The organism is Bradyrhizobium sp. Leaf396, assembly GCF_001424605.1.
Classification (GTDB): Bacteria; Pseudomonadota; Alphaproteobacteria; order Rhizobiales; family Xanthobacteraceae; genus Bradyrhizobium; species Bradyrhizobium japonicum_C.
On record NZ_LMQJ01000012.1, the window covers coordinates 1 to 21,749 of the forward strand.

Below are 21,749 nucleotides of genomic sequence, written 5' to 3' on the forward strand. Positions count from 1 at the left end.
TCGCGGCGTTCGGCGACCGGCCGACCATCATGGCGACCGCGCTGCTGGCCTGGGTGTTCGGCCTTCGCCACGCCGTCGATGCCGATCACATCGCCGCCATCGACAACGTCGTGCGCAAGCTGATGCAGGCRGGTGAGACGCCGCGCAGCGTCGGCCTCTATTTCGCCCTCGGCCATTCCACCGTCGTCGTCGTCGCGACCATGCTGCTGGCATTCGGCGTCGTCAGCCTTGGCGGCGACAGCCTGCTCAAGGAGATCGGSGGCCTGATCGGGACATCGGTGTCGGCGCTGTTCCTGCTCGTAATCGCAGCCATCAATCTCGCCATCTTCGCCGGCCTGTGGCGGACGTTTCGCACGGCGCGCGAGCAGGGCCTTCACGATGCCGCAGGTCTCGACAGGCTGCTCGCCCATCGCGGCCTTCTCGCGCGCTTGCTCGGCCYGATGTTCCGCCTGGTGACCAAGCCTTGGCACATGTATCCGCTCGGCTTCCTGTTCGGCCTCGGCTTCGACACAGCGACCGAGATCGGCCTGCTCAGCATCTCCGCCAGCGAAGCTGCGCGCGGTGCTTCGCTTGCCGATATCCTCGTCTTCCCGGCGCTGTTCGCATCAGGCATGGCGCTGGTCGACACTGCCGATTCCGCGTTGATGGTCAGCGCCTATCGCTGGGCCTTCGTCGATCCGATGCGCAAGCTCTGGTACAACCTCACGATCACCGGGGCCTCCGTCGCAGTGGCGCTGTTCATCGGCGGGGTCGAGGCGTTTGGGCTGATCAGCGACCGCCTCGGCCTCTCCGGCGGCATGTGGATGCTGTTCTTGCTGGCCTCCGCGGTCGTGTCATTGGACTTGGCCAAGGCAGCGCAACCGACCGACANCGATCACCGGGGCCTCCGTCGCAGTGGCGCTGTTCATCGGCGGGGTCGAGGCGTTTGGGCTGATCAGCGACCGCCTCGGCCTCTCCGGCGGCATGTGGACGCTGGTCGAGAGCCTCAACGAGTCGCTTGCCGATGTCGGCTTCGTGGTCATCGCGCTGTTCGCGGCCGCCTGGCTCGTCTCGGTCGTGCTCCATCGCCGCATGTTCGCGGATGACCGGCGCGCTTCGCCCGAAGCTGGAGCAGGCTTTGATGCGACCGAGGCGGTTGTGATGAGGCGTACCTGACGCCGCAGCTCAGAGCGAAGCCGCGCTCTGTACCTCTTCCACCGGCAGATCGTCGCCGTTGGGATCGCCCGGTGCCGTCGCCCAGGCCAGTTCCACCAGCGTCACGATCCGGCGTCCGCCCCCGTCGAGCTGGACGACGATCAGGCCCTGCTCCTCCATGTAGCCGAGCAGCCGCTGCGCGCGACGTAGCGAATGCGAGCCGTAGGCACGGGCGATCGCCGCGTCGCCGGGACAGGGCCAGCCTTCCTTCGCCGCACGCGCGATCATCATGAACACGCCCTGCATGTCGTCAGGCAGGATCGAGGCGCGCAGCGACACATCCTGCCAGGCGTCGTCCTCGGCAAGCTCGGTGCCGAGCCCGGCGCGCGCATGCGTCAGCATGCGGCGAAACTCGTTGAGATCGGGCACCGCCGCGCCGAGGCCCTCGATACGGCAGCGGACCACGAATTCCTGATAGAGCACGCCGATGGCGCGGAACCCGGCGTCAGGCTCGGCCAGCACGGCACGCAGAGTCCGATCCACGCGCTCGCGCCGCTGCGCGAACTCCTCGGCGCTGACCGGCACCTCGACCACCTCGGGCCTGATCTCCGCTGTCGCGGCCGTCCTTGCGGCACGCAGCTGCTCGAGCAGATCGGGAGCGGGCCTGCGCTGCGGGCGGCTGGCATCGGGCGGCGGCGCGGCGAGGATCACGGCGCGCGCATCCTCCAACGTTGCTTCCGGCAGCGGCATCAGCCGCGGCGTGGAATTGCGCGGGCTGGTCTCGGTCGGGCCGATGTTCAGACGCAGCGGCCGGCGCGACAGCGCAGGTCCCAGCGCCATGAACTGTCCACGCTCGAGATCGCGAAAGGCTTCGGCCTGCCGTCGTTCCATGCCGAGCAGGTCGGCCGCGCGCGCCATGTCAATGTCGAGGAAGGTCCGACCCATCAGGAAGTTGGAGGCTTCCGCGGCAACGTTCTTGGCGAGCTTGGCCAGCCGCTGGGTCGCGATGATACCGGCAAGCCCGCGCTTGCGGCCGCGGCACATCAGATTGGTCATCGCGCCAAGCGACAGCTTCCGCGCCTCGTCCGAGACTTCGCCGGCGACCGCAGGGGCGAACAGCTGCGCCTCGTCGACGACGACGAGCATCGGATACCAATGGTCACGGTCGACGTCGAACAGGCCGCCGAGGAACGCCGCGGCACGGCGCATCTGGTTCTCGGCATCCAGCCCTTCGAGGTTGAGCACGGTGGAGACGCGATGCAGCCGCGCGCGCTCGCCGGCGACCTGAAGGCCGCGCTCGGTGTGATCCTCGGCCTCGATCACGAGATGGCCGAAGCGCTCCGCCAGCGTGACGAAGTCTCCCTCGGGATCGATGATGGCCTGCTGCACCCACGGCGCGCTCTGCTCCAGGAGCCGCCGCAGCAGGTGCGATTTGCCCGAGCCCGAATTACCTTGCACCAGGAGGCGGGTCGCCAGCAGTTCCTCGAGGTCCATGGCGGCCGCGGCGCCTGCCGTGGTCTGCCCCATCTCGATTGCAACTGTCATAACGTCGACTCAAGTCCTGTCATCTGCGGACAGCGGCTTACCAACCGCGCCGGGGCGCGTCGAGCGTTACGGCGCTAATCAGGCCGCGTTGCCCACGGCGGAGTTCAGGCGCGATGCAACAACCGTAAGAGTGCGGGCCGATACGGCGCTTGGGGATCGTCATCCTGGTTCTCTGGGATCGCAGGAGCCGAATTCCTGCCTGATCCGTTCGATCTCGGCGATGCGCTCGTGCAGCTGCCGCAGGTGTTCTGGCGATGTCGCCCGCCGGAACCGGAAAGTATCGGCAGTCAGCGGCAGGAACGCTGTTCCGAACGGCGTAGGCTCGATAATGATGGTGCTTCCAAGCAGCAGGAAACGGTCTGCGCTGAAACGACAAGAGTTGCATAGGGACACTCGTCGTCAACAGTGACATCGACAGCGTCCTGGCTGAAATGCACGACGAGGCCGGCCTTCTCGGGAACCAGCCGTCTTCGAGATGGCCTTGCAGTCAGGCGCAGGTGAACGAGCGGCAGATGACGGCAAGACACAGGACGTAGACGTAGATTTGTCACGGCGATGCGGAGCACGGCCGCCGCAATCGGGATCTCGCTGACGCGGGACCGATCGCCAGCCGCAACACCAGTCGCGAGCAGATAACCGCAAGCTCCGCCGCAAGCAGAAGCAAGGAGCGCGCCATGCTCTGGCGCGACCGGGGCGCCCGCTGCCTCAGGCGTCCGGACCTAGTCACGCCCAACCGCGCGGTCAGGCTCGTCGCCGTGACAGGCCTGATCTGGCTTCAATCATTCCTGATCGCCTGATCGCCCGCATCCGGAAGCCACCCTATTACTGCGCGCCGGATCCGCCCTGCACGATCTTCTCATTCAGCTTCTGGTCTACCGTCTCGACCGTGCGGTCGATCTCGGCGTTGGGCATGCCGAGCTGATGCGAGATCAGCTTCACGAGGAGGTCGACGCGCTCAATGAAGGGTGCGCCGCTCGCGACTGCGCGCGCGGCCGACGACGGCTTGAGCAGGCTCTCGGCCGCCTTGGCATATTTCGCGAACGGCACCTGATCCTGCGGATCGGCGCCGAGCCGACGGGCAATCGCGTCGACGTGATCGTAAATCGTCTGCGAACGCTTGAGATCGCCGTGCACGGCATCGCGGATCGACTGCGGCTCGTTCGGTGTGATGCAGCGGTAATTGCCGGTGAGCAGCATCGACCATTTTGCCAGCGGTACGAATAGCGAGTCGAACACCTTTAGCTTCACGGGCACGTCATGGCCGTCGAGCGTCACCGCGTCGATATCGGCCTCCAATTCGCGCAGCAGCTTGTTGTGCTTCTCGTCGGCAAAGATCGATGCCTTGAAGTTGGTGGGTAGCCCGACATGAAGCACGTTCGCGGCTTCTTCCGGCGGACGGAATGCCTGGGGGTCGGGCGAGCACAACGTTACCAGGCCCGGCTCGAACCGCTCCCACACCTGCGCATTGGTGTAGGCCTCTTCGAGATCCATGCCGGCGAGCGCCGGAATTCGCTTCAGATAGGGCAGCGGCGGCATGTTCATGATCGACAGGCACGGCAGTTTGGCCGCCGCAATCTTGACCATGAGAACGCGCACCGTGTGGTTGGTGTATTGCGGCTCCTGCATCGCAAGGGCCACCAGGTCGTAACGTGACAGATCGACATTGGCCGGCGTGACCGCATCAAGCTTGCCGGGCAAATCCCGTGAGAGGATCGCACGGTGCACCGCCTCGTCCCGCAGCTTGATGCGCACCTCGGTACCGTCGCGATTGATCAGCTCCGCTGTCTTGGCGCGGCAGACAAGGGTCACGTTGTGCCCGGCCATGAGCAGCTTCGTGCCCAGCAGGGAGCCGTAAGAAGCTCCCAGAATCAATATGTTGCGCGCCATGCTCCGTCCCTTTGACGATTTGTGCGGTTCTTGAGCCCGGGCTGTCATCCGCGGGCGAGTTGCCGGCATGTAAAGCGAAGTCCGCGGCGATGGCAACTGGGATAATGCATACAAGGCCGCGCTGGGCCGCCGGGGACAGAACACGGACAGGGTATTCCCGAGAGATCGCAACCGCGCGCCGATGAATGGCGCCGAAAGGCGCGTCTCGTTCATTCCGCGACGCGTGGGTATCTGTGCCGAACTTGCGAGCCGCGCGTGGGCAAGGCCGTGGTCCGGGCCGCCTTCGCTAAACGTGATCGCTGGCCAAGGCCAAGGCCTGTTGCTCCACCGTTGCGAGCGCCCGCCTCAGCCTTGGCCCGCCACGCGCGCGCGGTCGAGATGCTGCTCGATCTTGGGGCGGTCGCGCGTGCGCTCGAAACTCGTGCAGAGCAGTTCAGTCTCCTCGAGCGAGATCGGAGCACGATAGAGCCGACACATGAACTCGGCGGTCGTTCGTCCCTTGCCGGTGCTTGGGCTGCGCTCGGCGAGAAACATGCAGTCCCGGCAGATGCTGGCGTCGAGACGCTGATGGGCCGCATCGAGGTGATTGAGGATTTCGCGCAGCGAGTCGCGCAGCCTGATACATTCGTCGGTCCCGAGTGCCGCGACGGCATTCACCACATGATTGATCGGGTCGTGCTGGCTCAGGCATTTCTCGCCCTGGGAGGTGACGTGCAGGACGACGGAACGCTTGTCCTCATGCGACGGCTTCCGCACCAGAAAGGACTTGCTCTCCAGAGTCTTCACGATCTGCGATGCAGTCGCCCGGGTGGCGCCGATGAAGCCGGCAAGCGCGGACGGTGTGCGCGAAAACCTGTTGGCGCGGCCAAGAAAGCGCAGCGCCATCCACTCCCGGTCGCGCAATCCATGCTGATTGCCTTCGAAATACCAAGCCCTCGCCGCCTGAACCAGCAGCTCGACGGCTTCTCGCGCCAATGGCATGAAATCTACCCCGCCCCCGGAACTTCGTCCACGGCGTGCCGAAGCCGCTTTGTGCCCTGCGTGTTCGACGAGCCTGTCGTGTCGTGCTCTTGTTCGAAGGCATGGACCGCGCCGCGGCCGATCTCGGCTGATAGGCGTCGCCTCGCTGGGAGCGCGAGGCCGTGTTGCCGATAGTATGCCGACGGCGTGTTCGTCGCGCGGGAGCCGAGATTGCCGTCGCCGGCAGACGGTGGATCGGAGTAGTTCAACCGAAGCCCCCAAAGCTCAAGTCATAAGCAGACGTTTCTTGTATTCCGTCGAAACGATGAATGAGCTTCTCAACAAAATCAAGTCGAGACACTCGCGCAGACTGGATGTCACCGCAGGCGAATGTAACGTTCAAGACAATCTCGCTCTTCCGGACACATGATAGTGAACGCAATCGCTGCGCATCCAGTAACGTGCGCTCAACGCTACGACCGTTTGACTACACGGCATGTTGCTGTCTTTCATCGACGCAAACTGATTGAAGCTTGTGCATGACGACGATGTGCGTCCGTACTTCATCCACAACTTGTGCGCTTCTGCCGGAAAATCGACGGGGAATTCGGAGGAATTGCACGTATCGGTTGTTGTTGCCCGGTCTCACAGAATCGTCCACCGAGTGCGTGCGCCCGGTCACGCGTTGATCTGATCCGAATGGTGGGTGCGCTCATGACGGAAATTTGTGATGAATGCCCGCGCGCATGCGCCGGGGGCGTAGCGACATGCGCAATCTCCTGTCGAAAACTCGTGCAAGACGGACGGCAGGCGGCTCCTGGGCGTGGCCCCGTCCTCCTTACCTGCTACTCGCCCTTGAGGGTATCCCGCAGCTCGCGGAACGGATCGGCGCTCGGCGGAGCCGACGCGCCCTGCCGCATCGCGTCGTAGATTCGCGGGACCATGTCGACGGCCTGGTCGAGGCCCGAATCGCGCCCCGATTGATATCCACCCATCAGGCGAAGGTCGCGCGTGTCCTCGTATTTCGCGATCATGGCGCGCAGCTTGCTCACGAGCTCCCGCTCCTCGGGATCCCAGACGTTATGAGCGAGGCGCGACACCGAGGCCAGAACGTCGACGGCCGGATAGCGCGCCTGATCGGCGATGTGCCTGGAGAGCACGATGTGCCCATCGAGTGTGCTGCGGATGGTGTCCGCGATCGGCTCGTTGTGATCGTCGCCATCGACCAGCACGGAGAAGATCCCGGTGATGGTGCCGGCTCCCTCCTCGCCGGGGCCGGCGCGTTCAAGCAGGCGCGGCAGATCGGTGAACACCGTCGGCGCGTAGCCGCGTGCGACCGCAGGCTCCCCGGCTGCCAGCGCGACCTCGCGGGCGGCATGGGCGAAACGGGTGATCGAATCGACCATGAGCAGGACCGATTCGCCCCGGTCGCGGAAGTATTCGGCGACTGCCATCGCAGTCTTCGGCGCCAGCCGCCGCATCATCGGGCTTTCGTCGCCTGTCGACACGATGGTGACGGCACGGTGGCGGTCGGGGCCCAGCACGTCCTCGATGAACTCGCGCACCTCGCGGCCGCGCTCGCCGACCAGTGCCAGCACGACGGTGTCGAAGCCCTGGCTGCGGGCGAGCATCGCGAGCAACGTCGATTTACCGACGCCCGATCCGGCAAAGATGCCGACGCGCTGGCCGGCGCAGATTGGTGCGAACAGATCGATCACGCGCACGCCGGTGCGCAGCGGTTTGTGCACGCGTGCGCGCTTCATCGCTGAGGGCGCCTCCGCCTCTGCCGAGACCGCCTGCGATCCCTGGGTGAGGGGTCCCAATCCGTCCAGCGGTGCGCCGACGGCGTTGATCACGCGGCCTTTCCAACTCGGATCGGGCGCGAACGACAGGGGGGGCATCCGGTAAGCGACCGAGCCGAGTCCGCCGCCAAACTGCCGGTCGAATGGCTTGGCAACGATGCCGTCATTGTCGATCCGTACCACCTCGCCGATCTGGCGCTTGCCGGCGGAGTTGACGCCGATGAGCTCGCCGAGCTTGACGAAGCGCGAGAGGCCGGAGACGCGGAAATGCGTCGGCGCGATCTCGGAGATTGCGCCGCTGACGCTTGCCAGCGGAGTGCTCTGCTGCAGCTCGAGCAGCGCCCATTCGAGTTGCCGAAGAGCGTTCAAGGAAACCGTCCACTTCAATCTCAATGCGCACGAGGCGCGATCTATTTGCCGGGTTCGCCGAGCGCCCGGATGGCGTTCTGGAGCGAGCTCTCGGTGCCCTCGATCATCGAATTGGTGCCGTCGAAGGCGCGCGAGGCCGCGATCAGCCGCGTCAGTTCGAGCATCGGATTGGCCCCGGAGCCCTCGACATAGCCTTGCTTGAAGCCGTCCCGGGAGAAATCTGCAATGGCCGTCGCGGGCCGGTCGGGCGTCACGCCGGAATTGCCGTAGCGCTCGAGGTTGGCGTCGGCCGGAATGTTGAACAGGCCGATGGTGCCGATCTCGTTGTTGTCCTGGGTGATGGCGCCGCTGCGCGCGATCGAGATCGGTCCGCCGTTCGGGTCGAGCGTGATCTGCGCGCCGCCGGAATCGACGACCGGAAAGCCGCTCACGGTCTGGAGATCGCCGTTGGGGGCGATCTGGAGACGGCCGTCACGCGTGTAGACCGTGCCGTTCGGACCGGCGAAGGCGATCCAGCCCTGTCCGACCACGGCGACATCGAGCGGGTTTCCGCTTTCGGTGATGTTGCCCATCTCGCGCGAGATGACGTTGTCGCCCGGCGAAGAGAACGCCACCGCAGTAGGGCCTGCCTTGGACAGCACGGTTTCGAACTTCACCACGTCGGTGCGGAACGCCGCCGTGTTGACGTTGGCGACGTTGTTGGCGATCGTCTGGAGCCGCTTCTCGAGTGCAACTTGCGCCGACAGACCCACGTAGAGAGCCGATTGCATCGCTTACCTGTTGAATTTGATGTTCTGAAGGGTCGTCAGCACGTTGGTGTCCATGCTGATCGACGTCGCGGCGCCGGCGATCAGGACCAGGGCGGGGTTGGTTGAGCTGTCGTTCCGGGCCTGGGTCGCATCCCACATCGCCGCAAAGCGCTGCACGAATTTGGTGATCTTGGCCGGATCCTGGAAGTCGGTGAGCTCGATCTTGCTCGCGATCATCTTGGCCTGGGCGTCGATGTCGGCCGAACTGATCGTCGCCGGCAGGCCGAGTGCGGTCTGAACGACCTGCGTCAGCGCCTTGTCCGCGAGGATCTGATAGGCGGTCGTGATCGTGGAAGCCTTGCGGGTGAAGTACAGCGCCAATCGCAGGCCTTCGTTCTGATCGCCGGCCTTCTCCTCCATGGTCTGCGTGACGTACTGGGTCGCCGTTCCGGTCGTGGCCGCGGCGGTCTGGGTCGCCTTGTCGCCGAGGGCGGCGAAATTGAAGGCGGTGGCGAATTGCCGGTAGCGGGTGTCGGTCAGCTTGTTGGCGAAGGCGTCCTTGCTCGTTACCCCCTCGGTCAGCACCTTGCGCATGAACGCCTTGGCATAGGTCATGTCGCTGAGGCCATAAGCCTTCATCGCATAGGAATACAGACGATAGTCCTTCAGGAAATCGTCAATACTCTTCACGTTGCCGATATGGCTGAGGAAATAGTCGGTCTCGCGGCTGACATCCGGCTGCTTCGCCACCTGCGTCAGCGACTTGCCCATGTCCTTGGTCAGCCTGGTGTAGTCCGCGATGGTGGATAGCATGACACGAGTCCTCTGGCCGCTGCTGCGGCATCGTCTCAAGCTGCCCCGAATTGCTTGCGCGGGGCTGGCGATACCGAAGCCAGCTTCGCGCAAGCGTCGCCAACTAGATATTCCCGGTGGGATCGGCGATGGAGCGGCGCGTTGGGCAGTTTCGTGGGGATTTTCATCACGGTAGCGGCGCTGCTCGGCGGCTTTGCCGCCATGGGCGGGCATCTGGCCGTGCTGATGCAGCCGTGGGAGTTCGTAATCATCATAGGCACCGCCGTCGGCACCTTCATCCTTGCCAATCCGTGGAAAACGGTCGTCGACAGCGGGGTTGCCTGCATTCAGGCCATCACCAATGCGGTGCCGGGGCAGCGCTATTACCTCGATCTGCTGGGAGCACTGCATGCGCTGATGCGCGAGCTGCGAGGCAAGGGCCGTAACGAGGTGGAGGCTCATATCGACGATCCCTCCTCGTCCGAGATCTTCAAGGCATTCCCCAGCGTGCTCGGCGACCCGTCACTGCTTCAGTTCATCTGCGACTATGTTCGCCTCATCATCATGGGCAATGCGCGCACGCACGAGATCGAAGCGCTGATGGACGAGGAGATCCACACCATCGTAAAGGGCAAGCTCGCACCTTATCATGCATTGGTGACGGTCTCGGAGGCGTTGCCTGCGCTCGGCATCGTCGCCGCGGTGCTGGGCGTCATCAAGGCAATGGGCGCGCTGGATCAGTCGCCGAAGCTGTTGGGCGGCTTTATCGGTGCCGCCCTGGTCGGCACCTTTGCCGGCATCTTCCTGTCTTACGGCATCATCTCGCCCTTCGCGGTGAAGATCAAGATGATGCGCGAGAAGAAGTGTCGGCCCTACATCATCGTCAAGCAGACGCTGCTGGCATTCATGAACGGTGCCATGCCGCAGATCGCCGTCGAGCACGGACGGAAGATGATCGCGAGCAGCGAGCGGCCCTCGATCGACGTTGTCGAGAATGAGACCATCGCAGGTCCCAAGCCGGTCGCGACCGATGCCGAACCCAAGGCTGCGCGCGCATGATGATGGAAGACGCCGAAGTCGATCAGCGCAAGCAGCTGCCGAACTACCTACTGGACGCTGCCGGCATATCGATCGATCGTATGCCGATGCTCAATGTGATCTTCGATCGCATGGCGGCATCGTGCACCGACAGCCTGCAGCCGATGGCCGGCACGCCTTGCTATTTCTCGGTCAACGGCATCACCAACGATCGTGTCGGCGATATCATCAAGGACTACGAGGCCAATGCCGTCGCGGCGGTGCTCTATGCCGAGCAGTGGGACTCCCGAATCATCATCATGCTCGATCGTGATTTCGTGTTCACGATGGTCGAGGCGATGTTCGGTTCCGACGGCGCCGAACCGCCGCTCGATGTCGAGCGTTCCTTCTCGAATATTGAGCTTCGGCTCGTACAAACGTTGTTTGAAAAGTTCGCCAAGGCGCTGCAATCCGCCTTCGCCGGCACCTCGAACGTCACCTTTCGCGTGGAGCGGGTCGAGACGGCCATGGCTTCGCTGGCGATCGGGCGGAGCGGAAACATGTCGATCTGCGCGAACATCATGCTGCAGGCGCTCTACCGTGGCGGCCAGATGTTCCTCATCATTCCGCACTCCGCGCTCAATCCGCTCCGCCAGAAGCTCGCTCACGTCGTCGTCAGCGACGGTCGAGCGGCCGACCCACGCTGGCGCGAGCAGATGGAAAGCGAGGTCCAGCGGACAGTGGTGACGCTCAGCGCCGTGCTCGACGAGAAAATGGTGACGCTCGAGGATGTTGTGAAGTTCAAGGTCGGGCAGGTGCTCGAGCTGGAGGCCACGCCACGCACGCTGGCTCGTCTCGAAAGCAACAACCAGGTGCTGTTCTGGTGTCAGATCGGCCAGCTCGATGGCTATTACGCCATGCAGGTGGCGGATCCCATCGATCAGAAGCGGGAGTTCGTTGATGATATCCTATCTCGTTGATGTGGTGCTGCTGATTGCGCTCGCCTTCACCAGCATGCGGGTGACCAGGATGCACCGCGAGCTGGCGCGGTTGCGCAGCTATCAGGGCGAATTCTCCACCATCGTGCATGAGACGGCGGGTGCCTTCGATACAGTGATCACCGCGGCGCAAGATTCCACGGCAAATCTCGGACGGCTCGCCAACGTGCTGAGTACGAAGATCGATCAGGCCCACGATGTCATCGCGGCGCTCGATGCGCGGAGCGGGCCCGCCTCCGCCGCGCCCGCAGGCGGGGCCGACTTGGACAAGCATTGAGCCCCAGCCGGCGAACGAACACGATCGGAACGCCAGGGCGTTCCGGGAGCAGAACGACCAAGAGGCGATACCAGATGGCGCAATCCTTCGACTATGAGTCTGCACCTGCATCGGCAGAGTCCGAGACGTCTCCGCTGGAGCGGCTGGCGGAGATCGCCCAGCGCACGGCCGAGGAGACCGGCAAGTTCGCCAATGTCGATGCCATCCTGCGCATTCCCGTCACCATGCAGGTGGTGCTCGGCTCCGCGACCATTCCCGTGGCAAACCTGATGAAGCTCGGACGCGGCGCGGTGGTTCCGCTCGATCATCGGGTCGGAGAGCCCGTCGACGTCGTCGTCAACGGCCGCATCGTGGCCCGCGGCGAAGTGGTCGTCGTCGAGGAAGACAATTCCCGCTTCGGCGTCTCGCTCACGGAGATCGTCGGACCGCTGGGGCAGGGTGATACCTGACCATGGCGGCACCGGTCGGCATCGCTCCCGTCAAGCAGCGAGGCGTTACCACGCTGGGCGGCACGGAAAAGGTCGCCGCGCTCCTGCTGGCGATGGGCCGGCAGGCGGCGGCGAGCGTGCTGCAGCAGTTCGAGCCGCAGGAGATCCGCATCGTCACCAAGGCCGCGGCGGAGCTGCGGCCGATCACCGCGCAGGAACTCGAGGGAATCGTCGAGGAGTTCGCCCAGCAGTTCTCGATGGGCGCCAATATTCTCGGCACCCTTGGCGGCCTGGAGGCCGTGCTTGGCGACGTCCTTCCGGCCGACCAGGTTTCGCAGATCATGTCGGATCTGCTCGGCAATTCGAGCCGGTCGGTGTGGGACCGCGTCTCGTCGGTGTCCGAGAACTCGCTGGCGAGCTACCTGTCCAAGGAGCATCCCCAGACCGCGGCGCTGATCCTGTCGAAAGTCAAGCCGGCCTGTGCCGCCAAGGTCATGAGCCAGCTGCCCGCGAGCCTGCGCAACGAATTGATGCGGCGCGTTCTGAGCCTCAAGCCGATCGTCGACGATGCCATGCGCATCATCGAGAAGACGCTGCACGAGGATCTGACGCTGAACTTCGCCCGCAACCTCGGCGCCGACACCTACGCCCGCGTCGCCGATATCATCAACAAGATGGAACGCGGCCACATCGAGGACATGCTGAAGAGCCTGTCGGAGAAGCGGCCAAAATCGGCCGAGGTGCTCAAGGAGCTGCTGTTCACTTTCGACGACGTGATCAACCTGACGCCGAAGGCGCGCACCATGATCTTCGATCAGGTGCCGACCGACCGCATTGTCGTTGCGCTGAAGGGCACCGACAAGCATTTCCGCGAACTGATCCTGTCCTCGGTCGCCTCGCGCGTCCGCCGCGTCGTCGAGCACGAGCTTGCCATCGGCGAGCCGTCGAACCAGCGCGACGTGCTGGAGGCCCGACGCGTGATCACCGATCTTGCACTCGACCTGGCGGAGAAAGGTGAGATCGAGCTCAATCCGGAGCAGGAGGATGAGCTGGTCTTCCGCTGACCGCTGAACGGGCATGGCAGAAAAATCCGATCAGGAGAGCAAGACAGAAGAGCCGACCGAGAAGAAAGTCCGTGATGCGCTCGAGCAGGGCAAGATTCCGGTCTCTCGGGAGGCGTCCATTTTCGCCTCGATGGCCGCGCTGATGGTGATCCAGGCATTCCTGATCGGCCAGGGCGTGCAGCGATTGACGCCGACGCTGAAGAGCCTTCTCGACGATCCCGAGGGCTTTCCCCTCTCTACCGGGGCGGATGCGCAGAACCTGCTTACCGTGGTCGGTCTCCAGGCGCTGCGTTTCCTGGTGCCGCTGGTCGTCATCCTGGCGGTGTTCGGGCTCGCGGCGTCGTTGCTGCAGAACACGCCCCGTCTGGTGCTCGATCGCATCAAGCCGGATTTGGCCCGAATCTCTCCGGTCAGCGGCTGGGGCCGATTGTTCGGAACGCAGGGCATGATCGAGTTCGCCAAGTCGCTGTTCAAGCTCGCCGCGGTTACGGCCGTCGTCGCCTTCGTGCTACGCTCGTCGGAAGCGAAGGCGTTCGAGGCGATGTACACCGATCCGGTCGCGCTGCCGGAGATGATCCTCAGTATCGCGATGCGAATCGTCTCAGCGATCTGCATTGCGACGATCGTGCTGGTGGCGATCGATCTCGCTTGGGCGCGCTTCCACTGGCGGCGCGAGCTGCGCATGACCAAGCAGGAGATCAAGGACGAGCACAAGCAGGCGGAGGGCGATCCGCTGATCAAGGCGCGCCTGCGCTCGCTGGCGCGTGACCGCTCGCGCCAGCGCATGATCGCCTCGGCCTCGCGTGCGACGCTGGTCATTGCAAATCCGACACACTTCGCGATTGCGCTGCGTTACAAGCGCGAGGAGAACGCAGCGCCGCTCGTCGTCGCCAAGGGCATGGACGTGATCGCGCTGAAGATCCGTGAAGTTGCCGAGCAAAACCGTATCCCCGTCATCGAAAACAAGGCGCTGGCGCGCGCGCTCTACGAGGCGGTTCAGGTCGACCAGGCGATCCCGACGGAATTCTTCCGGCCCGTGGCCGAGATCATCTACTTCCTGCAGTCGAAGCAGGCGCCGCGGACCGAGAAGGTCCAGTAGGTCTTCTGATGGCGGTCCGGCCATCAGCTTGACGAAAGCTTAACGGCCTAGGCTGCTCCCGAATGAATCAGAATGGGGCTGTCGTGGGACCGCTTTATCTCTTCGAACTCGCATCGTCGCAGGCGCGCTACCTCGAGCTCCGCCAGTCGACCATTGCCACCAACGTCGCCAACGCAAACACGCCTGGCTTTCGGGCTCGCGACGTCGAGCCCTTCAACAAGGTGCTCGACGGCATGCCGGTGAGGCTTGCGACGACATCGCCGTCGCACATGCAGCTATCCGCAACCGAGACCGACACGCGGAAGACTGCGAAGAGGGACAGCTGGGAAGTGGTTCACTCCGGCAACTCCGTCAGCCTCGAGCAGGAGATGATCAAGGGCAGCGACGTCAGCCGCGACTATTCGATGAACTCGGCGATCGTGCGGTCGTTTCACCGCATGGTCCTGTCGAGTGCAAAAGCCTGAGGTGAACTGACATGCTGGACTCCCTGCAAGCGTCATTGACGGTCGCATCCTCAGGGCTCGAAGCGCAGTCGACGCGCATGCGCATCGTCTCGGAGAATCTTGCGAACGCCACCTCGACGGGGCGCACCGCCGGTGCTGATCCGTATCAGCGCAAGACCATCACCTTCGACGCCGCCATGGACCGAGCTTCGGGCGCGCAGCTCGCGAAGGTCAAGGAGATCGGGGTCGATACCACGCCGTACCGCGTGGAGTACGATCCAGGACATCCTGCTGCCGACAAGGCCGGCTATGTCAAGCTGCCGAACGTGAACATGATGATCGAGATGGCTGACATGCGGGAAGTCAACCGATCCTATGAGGCCAATCTCCAGGTCGTGAAACAGGTGCGATCCATGCTCGGCATGACCATCGACCTCCTGAGGAGCTGACAATGCTTGAGGCGATCTCATCCACTGCGATTTCCGCCGGGCAGGCGGCGTCCCGCGCCACCGAGACGCAGGTCGCCGCGCCCGCGGCGACCACTGCAATCCAGACCGGTGACGAGGTTGGCTTCGAATCTGTGATGAAGCAGGTGACGAACGACGCGATCGGGACGCTGAAGGCGGGCGAAGCAGCCTCGATCTCGGCGATGCAGGGCAAGGAATCGACGCGTCGCGTCGTGGAAGCGCTGATGTCGGCCGAGCAAGCGCTGCAGACGGCGGTCGCGGTTCGCGACAAGGTGGTGCAGGCCTATCAAGAAGTGGTTCGGATGTCGATCTGACCTGAAGGAATGAATTAAGTGAAATCGCTCGCCATTGCGGCCACGGGCATGAACGCCCAGCAGACCAACATCGAAGTCATCGCGAACAATATCGCCAACATCAACTCGACCTCATACAAGCGGGCGCGGGCGGAGTTCACCGATCTGTTCTACCAGATGGACCGCATGCAGGGCGTCGCGAACGTCAACGGCTCTTCGCCGATCCCGGAAGGATCCAATCTCGGTCTCGGCGTCAAGTCCGCGGCGATCCGCAAGCTGCACATCCAGGGCGCGCTGACGCAAACCGGCAACCCCTACGACCTTGCGATCAACGGTCGCGGCTGGTTTCAGGTGCTCGGCCCCAACAACGAGGTGCAATACACCCGCGCCGGCTCGTTCAACACCAATGCCAACGCCCAGCTCGTCACGATCGACGGCTATCTCCTCGATCCCACGATCACGGTGCCGCAGGGAACGGTGGAAGTCACGGTCAACGCCACCGGCCAAGTGTTTGCCAAGCTGGACACGGAAATCAACCCGCGGCAGATCGGCCAGCTCAACCTCGCCAATTTCGCCAACGAGGCCGGCCTGGAGCCGCTGGGCGGAAATCTCTATCGCGAGACCACGGCGTCCGGCACACCGGTCGTCGGGCTGCCCGGCGATGCCGGCTACGGCAAGATCAATCAGAAATACCTCGAAGCGTCGAACGTCGACCCAGTCAAGGAGATCACCGAACTGATCTCGGCACAGCGTGCCTACGAAATGAATGCCAAGGTCATCCAGGCCTCGGATGAAATGGCCCAGACGGTCTCGAAGGGCATGCGCTAGTCCCGGTGTTTTGATGTTGAACAGGGTGGGCCTGATCATGCGCGGGTTGGCCGCCGTGCTGCTGGTTCTCGGCGCGACGCGGGCCGCTGCGGCCGAGGAGAAGCGGCTTCCCGTGCCCGCCGTCTCGATCCGCGCCGGCGAACTGATCCGGGAGGAGATGATCACCGAGCGCGCCTTCGCGCCGACCCTGCTCGGGGTCGCCATGTTCATCGAGGGGCGTCAGGTCCTGATCGGCCGCATGGCGCGACGCGCGCTGTTGCCGGGCCAACCGATCCCGACCAATGCGGTGGAGGATCCCTGGACAGTCGCCCGCGGCGCCACGGTCAAGGTCGTGGTCGAAGACAGCGGATTGTCCATCGTCACTTATGGCTCGGCGATGCAGTCAGGTGCCGCCGGTGCGCTCATTCCGGTACGCAATACCGACACCGGCGTGATCATCAGGGGCGTCGTCCAGCCGGACGGCACCGTCAAGGTCGTGGACGGCTCATGACCCGGCTCCTGCTTGCGCTCGTCCTGCTCGTGTCGGCCGCCAGCGCCCAAGCTGCGGTCCGCATCAAAGACATCGCGGACATCAAAGGCCTGCGCGAAAACCAGATCGTCGGCTATGGCCTGGTCATCGGCCTGAACGGCACGGGCGACACGCTTCGCAATGCTCCCTTCACGGAACAGTCCCTGCAATCGATGCTCGAGAACATGGGCATCAATGTCAGGAACGAGGCCACGAGCACCAATGCCCCCCTGCGTCCGACCACGCTGCGCACGCGCAATGTCGCTGCGGTCATGGTGACGGCGGACTTGCCGCCCTCGATTGGGCCTGGAGAGCGCATGGACGTTACCGTCTCGTCGCTCGGCGATGCGACTTCGCTGCTCGGCGGCACGCTGGTCATGACATCGCTGCGCGCGGCGGATGGCGCCGTCTACGCGGTGGCGCAGGGCGCGATCACGGTCGCCGGCTACAGCGTCGGGGGGCAGGCGCAGAACGTCAGCCAGGGCACGCCGACCGCGGGCCGTATCCCGAACGGTGCGCTGGTCGAACGCGAGGTGCCGGGAAGCCTCCACGAGATGGAGTTCCTGGTGTTGCAGCTGAAGAACCCCGATTTCGTCACCGCAACGCGCATCCTCGACGCCATCAACCGCTACGCCGGCGGACGCTACCGTGCGCAGATCGCGTTCGAGCGCGACTACCGCACCATCGTGCTCTCGAAGCCGCGTCACATCGGCCCCGTCCGCTTCCTCGCTGAGATCGGCGAGCTGGCGGTGGAGCCGGACACGCCGGCGCGGGTCGTGATCAATGAACGCACCGGCACGGTCGTGATCGGGCGCGACGTGCGGATCTCGACCGTTGCCGTGACTCACGGCAATCTGACGGTTCGCGTCACGGAGATGCCTGTCGTGTCGCAGCCGGCGCCATTCTCGCGCGGGCAGACGGTGGTCGTCCCGCAGACCATGGTCGAGGCAAACGAGGCCGGAGCGCAAGTGGCGATCCTGAGTGGGGTCGATCTCCAGCGCCTCGTGCGCGGTCTGAACCAGATCGGCCTGAAGCCGTCGGGGATCATCGCGATCCTCCAGGCTATCAAGACCGCAGGCGCACTCCAGGCCGACGTCATCGTGCAATGATGCACAAGCGTCGTGCAAGCTTGGTCGCTCAATGCTCGGGTCTGAAGCGAGAATCGCACGCGCCCCGATGCTGAAGCTGGATCACAAAGCCAAACTCCTCCTGATGGCCGCGGCCTCAGTTCTCGCGAGCGCATCGCCCGTGCTGGCGCTGGAGGAGGCAAAGCCGACCAAGCCGCTCAACCTGCTCTCTTTCGCGCGTGCCCGCGTGGTCCGATCGCAGAAGCCGCAGCTGCCGGCCAGCACGATCACAAGCGACAATGCGTCTGTCCGGGCGACGGCGTGGGCAGCCGAAGAGTTAGGACCCGCGGTCACCGGTGCGGTGCCGGAGACGCCGGCAGCCGCGCCTGCTCCCGCACCGGTGCGTCCGGCGAAGCCCGGCAGCGTCACGGCGCCGCCGAAGCCGGCGGCGGCGCAGGCCGCGCCGGCCCCTGACAACGACATTGCCCTGTTCTGCAGCAACGTCGCCGATCCCGCCGTCGATGCAAGGCTGGCCTGGCAGCTCAAGGAGCTGGAGAAGGCCGAGAACCTGCTCCGCGAACGGATCGCCGAAGTCGAGGCCAAGCGGGCCGAATACGAGAAGTGGATGGCGCTGCGCGACGACTTCCTGAAGAAGGCCGAAGCGAGTGTGATCGAGATCTATTCGCGCATGAAGCCCGAGGCTGCGGCGACGCAGATCGCGGGCATGAGCGACGAGACCGCCGCCGCCGTGCTGGCCAAGCTCAGCCCGCGGAACTCAAGCGCGATCTTCAACGAGATGGACACGGCGCGCGCGGCGCACCTCGCCGACCTGCTGGGCGGGATGCGTCGGGTAGATGACGGAAAGCCCAAATAGATGAACAAGCCGGTCCTCATCCTCTTGCACCTGCTGGCGTCCGTCGTCTTGGCCGGATGCTTCCATGATCCAGCCGAAGTCCTGATCGGCCCGCAAATGTCGCCTGTCGGCAGCGGCCTGAGGACGCCGGCGGATCCGATCCCGGTGACGCCGCGCATGCGCACGCCCGTCAGCTATCGCTCGACCTGGGACGACGGCACCGATCTCTTCCGGGATCCCCGCGCCCGGCGCACCGGCGACGTGGTGACGGTGATCATCTCCATGCAGGACAAGGCCAAGCTCGACAACAAGACCGGCCGCTCCCGCGATTCCCAGGTCAAGTTCGGGCTCGACTGGCTGATGGACGTCGCCGGATGGAACGACACGGGTTCAGCCAATGCCAATCTCAGCACCAACACCCAGATCAAGGGCAATGGCCAAATCGACCGCACCGAGGACATCAAGTTGTCGATCGCGGCGATCGTTACTGACGTGCTGCCGAACGGCAACATGATGATCAGCGGCTCGCAGGAATTTCGCGTCAACACGGAAATGCGCGTGCTCAACGTCGGCGGTATCGTGCGCCCGCGCGATATCTCGCGGGCAAACACGATCACGTATGATAAGATCGCCGAGGCGCGCGTGTCCTATGGCGGGCGCGGAAATCTGTCGGACGTACAGCAGCCTGGATGGGGACATCGGATCTATGACGCCGTGGCACCATTCTGAGGCTCGGCCCGGTCGGTTCGCGACGCGACGGCAGGAGACACCATGCGCCTGATCGCCTCCATCCTCGTGCTGACACTGATCGCGATCGGCGCAGGCGCCGTTGCCGGCCTGCATCTGATCGCGACCGCCGAGCGCGTCGCCGCTGACGCGAAGAAGAGCGCTGCGCCCCCGCCGATCGCGTCGAGCTACGCCGGCAGCGCGCGGCTGAGGAAATTGTCACCGATCGTGACCAATCTCGCCGCGCCGGCAAACAACTGGGCGCGAATTGAAGCCTCCATGGTGACCGACAGCATGAGCGACGAGGACGCGGGCATTCTGGCCGCCCACATCAGTGAGGACATCGTGACCTATCTGCGGTCGACGACGGTTGCGCAGTTCGAGGGATCGCGCGGACTCCAGCATCTGCGCGATGATCTGACCGAGCGCGCCAACATCCGCTCGGCCGGCAAGGTGCGCGAATTGATCATCGAGACGCTGGTGATTCAGTGAGAGTGAAAATCCTGCTGCTGGCGTTGATACTGGTGGTGCTGCCCGAAGCGGCGTCGGCACAGATTCCGGACCTGAATTCCTTGTTGCCTCCGGGAAACGGCTCGACCAGCGGTCGGATCATCCAGCTGATGGCGCTCATCACCGTGCTGTCGGTGGCGCCGGGACTGCTCATCATGGTGACGAGCTTCACGCGATTTGCGGTGGCGTTGTCCTTCCTGCGTGCAGGTCTCGGCCTCCAGACCACGCCTGCCAACCTGGTGCTGATCAGCCTCGCGCTGTTCATGACTTTCTACGTGATGGCGCCGACCTTCGACAAAGCGTGGGAGTCCGGCGTCCAGCCACTGATGAAGAACGAGATATCCGAAGAGCAAGCCTATCTGAAGATCACCGATCCGTTCCGCGAGTTCATGCTGGCCCATGTTCGGGACAAGGATCTTCAGACCTTCGAAGCACTCGCCGCGGAGAGCTTCCGCAAGAAGTTCGACGACAAGCGGGTCGATCTGCGCGTGATCATTCCGGCGTTCATGATTTCCGAGCTCAGGCGCTCGTTCGAGATAGGCTTTCTCATCATCCTGCCGTTCCTGGTGATCGACATGATCGTGGCGACGCTGACCATGTCGATGGGCATGATGATGATGCCGCCGACGATCCTGGCGCTGCCGTTCAAGATGCTGTTCTTCGTGCTGATCGACGGCTGGAACCTGCTGGCCTCCGGACTGGTGCGTTCATTCAATTGAGAGCCGCGATGGCGGTCCGACCGGCTGGATATGGTTAAGCGAGACGAGCCGGCTATGGTTAGCGGTTGGTAATCTTAACCATATGATATCATTGCGAAATTCGCGCAGATCTTAATCCGGGAGCAAGATTCGGCGTGCTAGCGATGCAGCACGGCGGGTTGGACCCCACCCACATCAGTCCAAAGGCATGATGCCGCCCTTCCGTACCGGTGAAAGCCCGGTATGTCCCCTCGTGAAAATGTAACGCGTACATAAAGGGACATTCGCAATGTCAAGCCTGCTTACGAACTCGACTGCCATGACCGCACTCCAGACCCTGCGGTCTGTGAGTTCGCAACTCTCCACCACGCAGAACCGGATTTCGACCGGCCAGCGCGTGGCCACCGCTTCGGACAATGCCGCCTACTGGTCGATCGCGACGTCGATGCGCGCAGACAACGCCGCGCTGTCGGCAGTCTCGGACTCGCTCGGCCTATCGGCCGCGACCGTCGACACCGAATACACCGCTCTGACCTCGGTGATCGGCGACAAGGACTCGGGTCTGACCAAGCTCCAGGCGCTGCTGGTCCAATCCAAGACTGCAGGTATCGACCGCACCAAGATCCAGGCGGACATCACTCAGATCCAGCAGGACATGAAGCTGAAGGCCGACTCCGCCACCTTCAACGGCATCAACTGGCTGAGCACGACGACCGGCACCACGCCGACGAGCTTCAGCCTTGTCTCGTCGTACTCACGTGTCGGCGGCACGCCCACGATCGGTTCCATCACCGTGACGACCGCCAACTACACGCTCTATTCGACCACGCAGACCGGCATTCTGGACACGGTGAGCGGCAGTGCTTCCGTCGACACGATCAACATCTCCGCACTGACCGACTCGGCCGCCGACCAGGCCACGCTCGATGGCTACATCGCGCAGGTCACTACTGCGATCAACTCGGTGAGCTCCGCCGCCGCCAATCTTGGTGCCGTCAAGAACCGTATCTCGACCAACACCAACTTCGTGAAGTCGCTGATGGACTCGGTCGACCGCGGTGTCGGTCAGCTCGTCGACGCGGACATGAATGCGGAATCCACCCGCCTCGCCGCCCTTCAGGTCCAGCAGCAGCTCGGCGTTCAGGCGCTCTCGATCGCCAATAACAGCAGCCAGAGCATCCTGTCGCTGTTCCGATAAGACCTCGTTCATGGAGGGAGGGCCGCGCTTCTCGCGA

Annotated in this window: 24 protein-coding genes and 2 pseudogenes; 19 read left to right on the forward strand and 7 right to left on the reverse strand. The window is 64.0% G+C overall.

Features of this window, described 5'->3' with window-relative positions; translation table 11 throughout:
* Together ASG57_RS13065 and ASG57_RS37740 are read left to right on the forward strand one after the other, a co-directional pair.
* Positions 1 to 870, forward strand: an 870-nt coding sequence (locus ASG57_RS13065; RefSeq protein WP_244490929.1) for a HoxN/HupN/NixA family nickel/cobalt transporter, incomplete at both ends; no start/stop codon positions are given.
* A 1-nt stretch (position 871) separates the two neighbouring features.
* Positions 872 to 1,155, forward strand: a pseudogene (locus tag ASG57_RS37740) (HoxN/HupN/NixA family nickel/cobalt transporter); the annotation flags it as partial.
* A gap of 9 nt (positions 1,156 to 1,164) precedes the next feature.
* On the opposite strand, the gene ASG57_RS13070 reads toward ASG57_RS37740, so the two are convergent.
* The 7 genes and pseudogenes from ASG57_RS13070 to ASG57_RS13095 form a co-directional block, all read right to left on the reverse strand.
* A complete protein-coding gene (locus tag ASG57_RS13070; protein WP_057196483.1) occupies positions 1,165 to 2,679 on the reverse strand; it encodes a helicase HerA domain-containing protein in 1,515 nt (504 codons plus the stop codon).
* A gap of 104 nt (positions 2,680 to 2,783) precedes the next feature.
* A pseudogene (locus ASG57_RS39115) lies at positions 2,784 to 3,193 on the reverse strand (YkgJ family cysteine cluster protein); the annotation flags it as partial.
* A gap of 308 nt (positions 3,194 to 3,501) precedes the next feature.
* Positions 3,502 to 4,566: a ketopantoate reductase family protein gene (locus ASG57_RS13075; RefSeq protein ID WP_024339315.1), complete on the reverse strand. Its 1,065-nt coding sequence runs from the start codon at positions 4,564 to 4,566 to the stop codon at positions 3,502 to 3,504.
* A gap of 345 nt (positions 4,567 to 4,911) precedes the next feature.
* A complete protein-coding gene (locus tag ASG57_RS13080) occupies positions 4,912 to 5,547 on the reverse strand; it encodes a MarR family winged helix-turn-helix transcriptional regulator (protein ID WP_024339316.1) in 636 nt (211 codons plus the stop codon).
* A gap of 824 nt (positions 5,548 to 6,371) precedes the next feature.
* Complete coding sequence (fliI, locus tag ASG57_RS13085; RefSeq protein WP_024339317.1) at positions 6,372 to 7,697, reverse strand: flagellar protein export ATPase FliI; 1,326 nt, start codon at positions 7,695 to 7,697, stop codon at positions 6,372 to 6,374.
* A 41-nt stretch (positions 7,698 to 7,738) separates the two neighbouring features.
* Complete coding sequence (flgF, locus tag ASG57_RS13090) at positions 7,739 to 8,467, reverse strand: flagellar basal-body rod protein FlgF (protein ID WP_024339318.1); 729 nt, start codon at positions 8,465 to 8,467, stop codon at positions 7,739 to 7,741.
* 3 nt (positions 8,468 to 8,470) lie between these two features.
* Positions 8,471 to 9,259 carry a DUF1217 domain-containing protein gene (locus tag ASG57_RS13095; RefSeq protein WP_024339319.1) on the reverse strand — a complete coding sequence of 263 codons (789 nt, stop codon included), beginning with the start codon at positions 9,257 to 9,259 and terminating at the stop codon, positions 8,471 to 8,473.
* Between the two features lie 141 nt (positions 9,260 to 9,400).
* Here ASG57_RS13095 and motA point away from each other — a divergent pair, with 141 nt between their 5' ends.
* From motA to ASG57_RS13180, 17 genes are all read left to right on the forward strand, one after another.
* On the forward strand, positions 9,401 to 10,297 hold the full coding sequence (motA, locus tag ASG57_RS13100) for a flagellar motor stator protein MotA (protein WP_024339320.1): 897 nt from the start codon (positions 9,401 to 9,403) through the stop codon (positions 10,295 to 10,297).
* A complete protein-coding gene (locus tag ASG57_RS13105) occupies positions 10,294 to 11,235 on the forward strand; it encodes a flagellar motor switch protein FliM (protein WP_057196484.1) in 942 nt (313 codons plus the stop codon). The genes motA and ASG57_RS13105 overlap by 4 nt, the downstream gene beginning before the upstream one ends.
* A complete protein-coding gene (locus tag ASG57_RS13110) occupies positions 11,216 to 11,530 on the forward strand; it encodes a hypothetical protein (protein WP_024339322.1) in 315 nt (104 codons plus the stop codon). The genes ASG57_RS13105 and ASG57_RS13110 overlap by 20 nt, the downstream gene beginning before the upstream one ends.
* Before the next feature lie 74 nt (positions 11,531 to 11,604).
* Entirely contained in the window at positions 11,605 to 11,979 is a 375-nt protein-coding gene (gene fliN / locus ASG57_RS13115) for a flagellar motor switch protein FliN (RefSeq protein ID WP_024339323.1), read from the forward strand.
* Positions 11,980 to 11,981: 2 nt separating this feature from the next.
* A complete protein-coding gene (locus tag ASG57_RS13120; RefSeq protein ID WP_024339324.1) occupies positions 11,982 to 13,022 on the forward strand; it encodes a flagellar motor switch protein FliG in 1,041 nt (346 codons plus the stop codon).
* 13 nt (positions 13,023 to 13,035) lie between these two features.
* Positions 13,036 to 14,121 carry a flagellar biosynthesis protein FlhB gene (gene flhB, locus ASG57_RS13125; protein WP_024339325.1) on the forward strand — a complete coding sequence of 362 codons (1,086 nt, stop codon included), beginning with the start codon at positions 13,036 to 13,038 and terminating at the stop codon, positions 14,119 to 14,121.
* Positions 14,122 to 14,183: 62 nt separating this feature from the next.
* Entirely contained in the window at positions 14,184 to 14,585 is a 402-nt protein-coding gene (flgB, locus tag ASG57_RS13130; RefSeq protein WP_029674070.1) for a flagellar basal body rod protein FlgB, read from the forward strand.
* Between the two features lie 11 nt (positions 14,586 to 14,596).
* Positions 14,597 to 15,013: a flagellar basal body rod protein FlgC gene (gene flgC, locus ASG57_RS13135; RefSeq protein ID WP_024339327.1), complete on the forward strand. Its 417-nt coding sequence runs from the start codon at positions 14,597 to 14,599 to the stop codon at positions 15,011 to 15,013.
* A 2-nt stretch (positions 15,014 to 15,015) separates the two neighbouring features.
* Positions 15,016 to 15,345 carry a flagellar hook-basal body complex protein FliE gene (gene fliE, locus ASG57_RS13140; RefSeq protein ID WP_024339328.1) on the forward strand — a complete coding sequence of 110 codons (330 nt, stop codon included), beginning with the start codon at positions 15,016 to 15,018 and terminating at the stop codon, positions 15,343 to 15,345.
* Between the two features lie 18 nt (positions 15,346 to 15,363).
* Positions 15,364 to 16,152, forward strand: coding sequence for a flagellar basal-body rod protein FlgG (gene flgG, locus ASG57_RS13145; RefSeq protein WP_024339329.1), 789 nt, complete (start codon positions 15,364 to 15,366; stop codon positions 16,150 to 16,152).
* 13 nt (positions 16,153 to 16,165) lie between these two features.
* The gene (flgA, locus tag ASG57_RS13150; protein WP_080654878.1) at positions 16,166 to 16,642 is read left to right on the forward strand and encodes a flagellar basal body P-ring formation chaperone FlgA; all 477 of its coding nucleotides are present in this window, start codon (positions 16,166 to 16,168) and stop codon (positions 16,640 to 16,642) included.
* Complete coding sequence (gene flgI, locus ASG57_RS13155) at positions 16,639 to 17,769, forward strand: flagellar basal body P-ring protein FlgI (protein ID WP_024339331.1); 1,131 nt, start codon at positions 16,639 to 16,641, stop codon at positions 17,767 to 17,769. The genes flgA and flgI overlap by 4 nt, the downstream gene beginning before the upstream one ends.
* 67 nt (positions 17,770 to 17,836) lie before the next feature.
* Complete coding sequence (locus tag ASG57_RS13160) at positions 17,837 to 18,601, forward strand: MotE family protein (RefSeq protein WP_057196485.1); 765 nt, start codon at positions 17,837 to 17,839, stop codon at positions 18,599 to 18,601.
* Positions 18,602 to 19,309, forward strand: a complete 708-nt coding sequence (flgH, locus tag ASG57_RS13165) for a flagellar basal body L-ring protein FlgH (RefSeq protein WP_057196486.1) — start codon at positions 18,602 to 18,604, stop codon at positions 19,307 to 19,309. It begins immediately after the preceding gene.
* Positions 19,310 to 19,351: 42 nt separating this feature from the next.
* Positions 19,352 to 19,798, forward strand: coding sequence for a flagellar basal body-associated FliL family protein (locus tag ASG57_RS13170; RefSeq protein WP_024339334.1), 447 nt, complete (start codon positions 19,352 to 19,354; stop codon positions 19,796 to 19,798).
* A complete protein-coding gene (gene fliP / locus ASG57_RS13175) occupies positions 19,795 to 20,535 on the forward strand; it encodes a flagellar type III secretion system pore protein FliP (protein WP_024339335.1) in 741 nt (246 codons plus the stop codon). Before ASG57_RS13170 ends, fliP begins: the two co-directional genes overlap by 4 nt.
* A gap of 268 nt (positions 20,536 to 20,803) precedes the next feature.
* A complete protein-coding gene (locus ASG57_RS13180; protein WP_024339336.1) occupies positions 20,804 to 21,712 on the forward strand; it encodes a flagellin N-terminal helical domain-containing protein in 909 nt (302 codons plus the stop codon).
* The last annotated feature ends 37 nt before the right edge of the window (positions 21,713 to 21,749 follow it).